8 protein-coding genes are annotated in these 6705 nt (G+C 74.5%); 2 read left to right on the forward strand and 6 right to left on the reverse strand.

What is annotated here, in order from left to right; translation table 11 throughout:
* Window positions 1–37 precede the first annotated feature (37 nt).
* Window positions 38–325, reverse strand: coding sequence for a hypothetical protein (locus ACWENR_RS28785; RefSeq protein WP_452280093.1), 288 nt, complete (start codon window positions 323–325; stop codon window positions 38–40).
* A 143-nt stretch (window positions 326–468) separates the two neighbouring features.
* Window positions 469–1902, reverse strand: a complete 1434-nt coding sequence (locus ACWENR_RS28790) for an endo-1,4-beta-xylanase (RefSeq protein ID WP_452280094.1) — start codon at window positions 1900–1902, stop codon at window positions 469–471.
* A gap of 187 nt (window positions 1903–2089) precedes the next feature.
* Here ACWENR_RS28790 and ACWENR_RS28795 point away from each other — a divergent pair, with 187 nt between their 5' ends.
* Both ACWENR_RS28795 and ACWENR_RS28800 read left to right on the forward strand, forming a co-directional pair.
* Window positions 2090–2836 (forward strand): PIG-L deacetylase family protein, encoded by a 747-nt coding sequence (locus tag ACWENR_RS28795; RefSeq protein WP_452280095.1) that lies wholly within the window; start codon window positions 2090–2092, stop codon window positions 2834–2836.
* Between the two features lie 10 nt (window positions 2837–2846).
* A complete protein-coding gene (locus ACWENR_RS28800) occupies window positions 2847–3686 on the forward strand; it encodes a DUF72 domain-containing protein (RefSeq protein ID WP_452280096.1) in 840 nt (279 codons plus the stop codon).
* 242 nt (window positions 3687–3928) lie between these two features.
* Here the strand turns inward: ACWENR_RS28800 and ACWENR_RS28805 are convergent, their stop codons facing one another.
* From ACWENR_RS28805 to ACWENR_RS28820, 4 genes are all read right to left on the reverse strand, one after another.
* Window positions 3929–4357 (reverse strand): DUF2267 domain-containing protein, encoded by a 429-nt coding sequence (locus ACWENR_RS28805; protein ID WP_452280097.1) that lies wholly within the window; start codon window positions 4355–4357, stop codon window positions 3929–3931.
* A 304-nt stretch (window positions 4358–4661) separates the two neighbouring features.
* Window positions 4662–5534: a DUF72 domain-containing protein gene (locus ACWENR_RS28810; protein WP_452280098.1), complete on the reverse strand. Its 873-nt coding sequence runs from the start codon at window positions 5532–5534 to the stop codon at window positions 4662–4664.
* A 44-nt stretch (window positions 5535–5578) separates the two neighbouring features.
* Window positions 5579–5977, reverse strand: a complete 399-nt coding sequence (locus ACWENR_RS28815; RefSeq protein ID WP_452280099.1) for a TraR/DksA family transcriptional regulator — start codon at window positions 5975–5977, stop codon at window positions 5579–5581.
* 161 nt (window positions 5978–6138) lie between these two features.
* Window positions 6139–6705, reverse strand: a 567-nt coding sequence (locus tag ACWENR_RS28820; RefSeq protein WP_452280100.1) for a uridine kinase, incomplete at its 5' end; no start/stop codon positions are given.

The following is a 6705-nucleotide window of genomic DNA, read 5'->3' on the forward strand; positions in this document are numbered from 1 at the left end:
GCCGCCCGGCGGGTCGATGTGCGTCATGGCGTGCCGCTCAGGCGCTGCCGTCGGCGCCGCCGTCGTGCTGCCCCGGGGTCGCGCCGCCGTCGGCCGGGCCCTCCGCGCTGCCGTCCGCGCCACCGTCGTGCTGACCCGGGGTGGCCCCGCCGTCGGCCGGGCCCTCGGCGCCCTGGTCGGCGCCCTTGTCGGCGCCGCGCTCGACACCGCGGTCGGCGCCACCGTCGGCGCCGCCGTCCTGCTGGCCGGGGGTCGCGCCGCCGTCGGCCGGGCCCTCGGAGCCGCCACCGCCGGTGGTCTGGATGTCGTCGTCGTTGAGTGCCATCGGTGCTCCCTCGGGATGTGCCGCCCCGCCTTGCGCCGGGGTCCGTCGTGCAGCGGGTGGTACCCCACGCGCGATCTTCTCTAACCCACCGTAGACGTCCGGCCCGGCTCGCACCGGCGGTTCGCCCGGCTCGGCGGGACTGCTCAGGCGGTACGGCAGGGCGTGCCGTTGAGGGTGAACGCCGACGGCGACGGGTTGGTGCCGCCGTGGGTGCCCTGGAACCCGAAGCTGACGGTGCCGCCGGCGGGGATGGCCGCGTTCCAGCTCGCGTTGCGGGCCTCGACCTGGCCGCCGTTCTGGGTGACGGTGGCGTTCCAGGCGTTGGTCACCCGCTGGCCGGCGGTGAAGCCGAAGGCGACCGTCCAGCCGGCGACCGGTGTCGTGCCGTCGTTGCGGACGCGTACCTCGGCGGTGAAGCCGTTGTTCCACGAGTTGGGCACGTAGGCCACTGTGCAGCCGGTGCCGGGGGCGGGGGTGCTCGGGGCGGGCGTGGTCGGGGTCGGGGTGGCGCCGCCGCCGAGCGCCTCGGCCACCGCCTGGTACGCCGGCTTGGGCGCGTAGTTGTCGTCCCAGATCAGCGCGGCGCCCTGGCCGGGGAAGACCGACGGGATCCAGGAGTACCTGTCGGTGATCCCCCAGGTGGTGACGCCGGCGCAGCGGGCGACCGCGAGGCAGGCGCTGACCACCCGCCGGTAGTCGGCGGCCTGGGTGGCCAGGTTGGCCGCGCTGGCGGGGGTGGGCATCCGGATGTCGAGTTCGGTGATCCGCACGTCGACGCCGAGGTCGGCGAAGCGCTGCAGGTTGGCCTGGAGGTCGCCGGGGACCTGCCCGACGATCAGGTGCGCCTGGAAGCCGACGCAGTCGATGGGCACGCCGCGGGCCTTGAAGTCGCGGACCAGGTTGAAGATCGCGGTGCTCTTCGCGTTCACCCCGTCGGTGCTGTAGTCGTTGATGCACAGCTTCGCGCCGGGGTCGGCGGCCCGGGCCGCGCGGAACGCCTCCTCGATCCAGCCGTCGCCGATGCGCTGCTGGAAGACGCTGTCGCGCCGGCCGCCGGAGCCGCCGTCGGCGAACGCCTCGTTGACCACGTCCCAGGCGACGACCTTGCCCCGGTAGTGGCCGGCGACTCCGGCGATGTGGGCGCGCATCGCCGCGAGCAGCTCGGGCCCGGGCAGCTCGGCGGCCCAGCCGGGCAGCTGGGAGTGCCAGACCAGGGTGTGTCCGTAGAGCCGCTTGCCGCCGGACGCGGCGTAGTCGGCCACGGCGTCGCCCTGGGCGAAGCTGAACTGGCCGCGGGCGGGCTCGGTGGCGTCCCACTTCATCGCGTTCTCGGCGACCACAAGGTTGAACTCGTTGTCGGCGATCTGCCTGTACGGGGCCTCGGTGAGGCGGCCGGGGTCGATGGCCACGCCGATGTCGCGGCCCTTGGCGTCGGCGAGGCTCTTCAGCGTGGTGGCCGCCTCGGCGGCGTCGGGGCGGCTGATGCCGTGGCCGACGGCGAGGACGGCGCCGGCGGCCAGCACGGCGGCCAGCAGCGCCGGTCGGATCCGACCGGGTCGGTGGGGGTGGGTGCGCATGCGGTCCCTGTCCTTCGTCGGGCCGCCCGGTGCGGGCGGCGGAGGGCGACATCGGTCGATGGGAGCGCTTCCACATGCTGGCATCCGCACGGTCTCCCGTCAACCTGCGCCGCCCGGGGACGGCCGCGCCGGGCGGCGTGGTGGGGCCGGCGGTGGCACGATGGTCCGGTCGGACGTGGAGGTGGCGATGACCGAGGCACCCGGGCCGCTGGAGCCGGTGACCGAGCAGTGGCAGCGCGCCCTGGCGATCGTGGCGCACCCCGACGACCTGGAGTTCGGCGCGGCCGCCGCCGTCGCCCGCTGGACGGGGCAGGGCAAGCAGGTCGTCTACTGCCTGGTCACCAGCGGCGAGGCCGGCATCGACGGGATGCCGCCGCCGCGGGCCCGGGAGGTGCGCGAGCGCGAACAGCGGGAGTCCGCCGCGCTGGTCGGCGTCGACACGGTGGAGTTCCTCGGCCTGCCCGACGGCGTCCTGGAGTACGGCGTGCCGCTGCGCCGGGAGCTCGCGGCGGTGGTACGCCGGCACCGCCCCGAGATCGTCGTCACCAACAACTTCCGCGACACCTGGGACGGGGCGTACGCGCTGAACCAGGCCGACCACATCGCCACCGGCCGGGCCGTGCTGGACGCGGTCCGCGACGCCGGCAACCGGTGGGTCTTCCCGGAGCAGCTCACCGACGGCGTCGAGCCGTGGAACGGCGTGCGCCAGGTCTGGGCCGCCTCCTCCCCGCTCGCGGCGCACGGGGTGGACGTGACCGACACCTTCGACCGGGGCCTCGCCTCGTTGCGGGCGCACGAGGCGTACCTGGCCGGGCTGGGCGACGGCAGCTTCGACGCCGAGGAGTTCCTCGAAGGGCTGGGCCGGCCCGCCGGCGCCCGGCTCGGCGTCCGCTACGGCGCCGCGTTCGAGGTGTTCCACTTCGACCTCTGGTAGGGCCGGGCCGATGATCCTGCTCGGCACGTCCGGGTGGCAGTACCGCGACTGGCGGGGCCGCCTCTACCCGCAGGGGCTGCCGCAGCGGCTCTGGTTGGAGCACTTCGCCGCCCGCTTCGCCACGGTCGAGGTCAACAACGCGTTCTACCGGCTGCCGGAGCGGGACACCTTCGCCGCCTGGCGGGCGCGCACGCCGGAGGACTTCTGTGTGGCGGTCAAGATGAGCCGCTTCCTGACCCACGTCAGGCGGCTGCGGGACCCGGCCGAGCCGGTGGCCCGCTTCCTGGGTCGGGCCACCGCGCTGGGCGACCGGCTCGGCCCCGTGCTGCTGCAACTGCCGCCGAACCTGCCCGCCGACCCGGCGACGCTGGACGCCACCCTGCGGCTCTTCCCGGCCGACGTGCGGGTCGCGGTGGAGCCGCGCCACCCGTCGTGGTGGACCGACACCACCCGGGCGGTGCTGGAGCGGCGGCGGGCGGCGTTGGTCTGGGCCGACCGGCTCGGCCGTCCCGTCGCGCCGCGCTGGCGCACCACCGACTTCGGCTACCTGCGCCTGCACGAGGGACGGGCCCGGCCGTGGCCCCGCTACGGCCGCACCTCGCTGGCCTCCTGGGTGCGCCGGCTCGCCGAGGCGTTCGGCGACGACGAACCGACGTACGTCTACTTCAACAACGATCCGGGCGGCGCGGCCGTCGTGGACGCCACCGCCTTCGCGGCGCTCGCCCGCCGCGCCGGCCGCCCGGTCAGCCGGGTCCCCGACGACGCCGGCCGCGAGCCGGTCGGCCGGGTCACCGACGACGACGGCGGCCACCGGCCCGCCGACGGCCCGTCGCCGGCCGACCGACGGTAGGCCGCGCAGCCGACGACCGACGGCAGCGTCGTGGTGCCCGTGGTCGACGGCTTGTCGGGCTGGTGGGCGACTCCTGGGCGCAGCGCCGCACCGAACAGCCGACGACCGCCGCCGTTCCGAACAGGCGACGACCGGCGGTAGGCCGAACAGCCCGGGGCCGGGGCGGGCGGCGTGCGGCCCGCCCCACCGGGGTGGAGCGGGCCGTCGCGCGTGCCGGCGCCTCAGGGAATCGTGCCGGCGCCTCAGGGAATGATGTGGGCCAGGTCCCTGGGCATGGTGGCCTTCACGTCGTCCCACTCGCCCTGGGTGACGTGCCGGCGCAGGGTGTCCAGCACCACCTGCACCACGCGCTCCGGGCCCCCCTCGACGTCGTACGGGAAGCCCTGCCGGACCTCCAGCAGGAAGTCGTCCCGGTTGAGCTTGATCGGCACGTCCTGCGGCTGCCAGCCGTCGAAGTAGATCCCGCGCACCAGCACCGGCAACTGCGCGGCGAACTCCACGCTCTCCTGCACCGGCATCCGGTCGCGCAACAGGTGCAGCACCGTGCGCAGCGCGCAGTAGGACTGGTTGCGTTGCTCCTTCGGCCACCCGTAGGCCTGCTCGATGTCCTTGAGGATCAGGTTGGTCTTGTCCATCGAGGACTCGAACGCCGAATGCAGCTGCTCAGCCATCCTTCCACCCCCGTACCTCGGTCTCCCACCGTCGGTCGTCGTCACGTCGCGGCGGCCCCACCGGGCCGCGCGGCTGTCGGGTCGGCGCGACCCGGCCGGCGCGCGGCGCCCACCGGGCGTCGCCGGAGGACCCGACGACGTGCAGCACGGCGCCGCGCCGTCGATCCGGTACCACCCGAACCGTCATCTCCAGCCACCTCCGTGGTGTCGGTTCCGCGGTCGCGGTCGACCGCACGCATCCTCAATGCTGCGCGGCGGCGGGGTGAGCGGGCCTCACCCCGACGGGATGAGACGTCGCCGCAGCTCAGCCGGCGTCGAGCAGCCCGGCGAGGGTGGCGGCGTTGGTCTGGGCGTAGTCCCGATAGCAGTTGTTCATCAGCACGTGGGTCTGCCGCGCGGAGTCGGCAAGCTCGCGCAGCTTCGGCGCCCAGTCGCGCAGCTCCCGGTCGGAGTAGCGGTAGCCGAACTTCTCGTGGATGTCCTTGCTGGTCCACTTGTCGCTGTGCCCGTGGAAGCGGACCACCGCCAGGTCCGCGGTGGCGGCCAGCACCGGGGGCACCGACGAGCGGTGCCCCTGCGGCATGTCCACGCAGACGTACGCCAGCTCGTGCTGGCGCAGGAAGGCCAGGGTCTCCTCGGCGTTGTCGCCGTCGAACCAGGACGCGTGGCGGAACTCGTAGACCGGGCGGAGCGGGGCGCAGCGCTTCGCCACCTCCAGCAGGTACTGCTTGTTGTCCCGCTTGATGGTGAACCAGGGCGGGAACTGGAACAGCAGCGCGCCGAGCTTGCCCGCCTCGACCAGCGGGTCCAGGGCGCTGAGGAACCTCGTCCAGACCTCCTCGTACGCCTGCGGCGGCAGGTCGTCGGGATAGAGGTTCTTCTTCTCCGTCTGCGGCCGCAGATCCTTGTAGAGGGCGGAGATCCGGGTCGGGTGCCCGGTGAGCAGGCTGAACGCCTTCACGTTGAAGGTGAAGCCGGGCGGGGTCCGGTCGGCCCACAGGCGCGCCGTCCGCTCCGCCGGCGGGGAGTAGTAGGTGGCGTCGACCTCGACCAGCGGGAAGCGGCGGGCGTAGTACGCCAGCCGCTTCTCGGGCGTGTCGGCGGTCTGCGGATACCAGCCGGAGTCCAGCAGCGTGCGGTCGGTCCAGGAGGCGGTGCCCACCCTGATCTCACCCATGGGTGGAGTCCACCGTGTCCCGGACCGACCGGCAACCGCTCGCGTCAGGCCGCCCGGCGCTCCCGGTTCTGCTTGCACTGCACGCAGGTGGTGGCGGACGGGAAGATCTCCAGCCGCTCGACCGGGATGGCCGCGGAGCAGCCCTCGCAGAAGCCGTAGGTGCCCTCCTCCAGCCGGCTGAGCGCGTGCTCGAACTGGGCGCGACGGTCGAGGATGGTGCGCAGTAGGGACTGCGCGGTGTCCCGCTCCGCCGTCTTGGTGCCGCTGTCGGCCTGGTCGTCGCCGGCGGTGTCGCCGACCTCCACCAGCCGCAACACCTGGCTCTGCAGCACCGTCTGCTCGTACTCCGCGGACAGCTCGTCGTAACGGGCCTGCAGGGAGCGCCGGATCTGGTCGATCTCCGCCTGGGATCGGCCCGTACCGACCTTGTCGTGGACGAGCATCGCTGCCTGCCTTTCTGGGCCTCAAGGTCCGCCTGGGCGCCGGTGCGTGGGCCCGGGCCGTGGTCGTCTGCGCGCGGGCGGATCACCCGTGCTCTGTGAGCCGGCCGAATACCCCGCCGCGCCGACGATCAAACCGGCGACTTTTCCGGACGTCGCGGCGGTCAGGAGGACACCGCGGACTCCACGAGGGCCGGGTGGCGGGGATCGTCGGCGCGGACCACGACGTCGGCGAAGGAGGCGGGGACGACCTCGTCGGCGTACCGGGCGAAGGCGGGCAGCGTCCAGCGCAGCGCCGGGTCGGTGCGCCGGGCCAGGGCCGCCGGAGACAGCGCCAGGTGGACCGTGACGTCGAAGGGCAGGCCCCCGCCGAGCAGCAGCGCCCCGCTGACCAGCACCACGCCGCCGGGCGGCAGATCGACGTACGCGGCGCGGCTGGCCCGGTCGGCGTCGGCGTCCCAGAGCGAGGGCAGCACCCGCCCGGAGCCGCCCGGCCCCGCCGGGTCGAGCACCTCGCGGCGCAGCCCGGCCTCGTCGACCCAGCCCTCGTAGTACGCGTCGGGGTTGGTGCGGCCGTACTCCAGGCGGACCGAGGCGGGCCGGAGGAAGTCGTCGGCGCGTACGTGCAGCACGGGCCGGCCGAGGGCGCGCAGCGGGTCGACCAGGGCGGCGGCCAGGGCGTCCGGGCGGGCGGCCGGGGCGCCGTCGACGGCCACGCGCAGCCGGCCGGC

Source organism: Micromonospora sp. NPDC004336 (assembly GCF_053602615.1).

Coding starts and splice junctions, on each gene's coding strand:
- ACWENR_RS28785 (WP_452280093.1), bottom strand. CDS start 325: ATGGCACTCAACGACGACGACATCCAGACCACCGGCGGTGGCGGCTCC.
- ACWENR_RS28790 (WP_452280094.1), bottom strand. CDS start 1,902: ATGCGCACCCACCCCCACCGACCCGGTCGGATCCGACCGGCGCTGCTG.
- ACWENR_RS28795 (WP_452280095.1), top strand. CDS start 2,090: ATGACCGAGGCACCCGGGCCGCTGGAGCCGGTGACCGAGCAGTGGCAG.
- ACWENR_RS28800 (WP_452280096.1), top strand. CDS start 2,847: ATGATCCTGCTCGGCACGTCCGGGTGGCAGTACCGCGACTGGCGGGGC.
- ACWENR_RS28805 (WP_452280097.1), bottom strand. CDS start 4,357: ATGGCTGAGCAGCTGCATTCGGCGTTCGAGTCCTCGATGGACAAGACC.
- ACWENR_RS28810 (WP_452280098.1), bottom strand. CDS start 5,534: ATGGGTGAGATCAGGGTGGGCACCGCCTCCTGGACCGACCGCACGCTG.
- ACWENR_RS28815 (WP_452280099.1), bottom strand. CDS start 5,977: ATGCTCGTCCACGACAAGGTCGGTACGGGCCGATCCCAGGCGGAGATC.